Origin of the sequence: Luteolibacter pohnpeiensis, from assembly GCF_016595435.1 — a bacterium.
Classification (GTDB): Bacteria; Verrucomicrobiota; Verrucomicrobiia; order Verrucomicrobiales; family Akkermansiaceae; genus Luteolibacter; species Luteolibacter pohnpeiensis.
Genome location: NZ_JAENIJ010000189.1, coordinates 1 through 538 on the forward strand (window position 1 = coordinate 1; position 538 = coordinate 538).

At 58.4% G+C, this 538-nt stretch carries 2 protein-coding genes; both read right to left on the minus strand.

Translation table 11 applies throughout. From position 1 onward, the window contains the following. The coding region (locus JIN85_RS20910; protein ID WP_200274501.1) for a hypothetical protein at positions 1-329 on the minus strand (329 nt) is incomplete at its 3' end. Positions 330-340: 11 nt separating this feature from the next. Further along, positions 341-538, minus strand: a 198-nt coding sequence (locus JIN85_RS20915; protein WP_200274503.1) for a hypothetical protein, incomplete at its 5' end; no start/stop codon positions are given.

Genomic DNA, 538 nt, shown 5'->3' on the forward strand with positions numbered 1-538 from the left:
GATTGCTCGGTGTTCCACATTTCCTCTTCGGTCGCCATGCCTTCCTCGATCATGAACTCGCGCATCAGCCGCACGAAGTCGGCGCGGCCACCCACGCGCAGCACCGTGGTCTTGGTCCCGTCCCGCAGAGTCACTTCGTCCCGGACCTTGGTGAGATAGTCGAAAATGAGACCTTGAGCGCGATCAAGGAAGCGGGCGTTTTCCACCCGCGAGGAAAAGAACGCTCGCAGCTTGATGTCGTCCTCCTGCGCCGCCCATTCGCTGGCATCCCACTCGGCAGGCAGTTGCTCTTTATCGAGAAGGAACTCGATTCCTTCCTGCAATGACATCGGTTGATCAATCATAGGTTTTCCAGTCTTCGTTCCAGTTCCTTACGCCAGGCTTTGGCATAACTCTCCGCAAGCCGATCCTCAGGCGGCACGGCTCCCGGCCACGGGCTTTGAGTCACGCTCTTGAGAAGCAGATAGACGGCCCGGATCTTGGATCCGCCAGAAGCTCCCGATTTTCCCTTCTTCTTGCGGCCTTTCTTCGCGCCAGC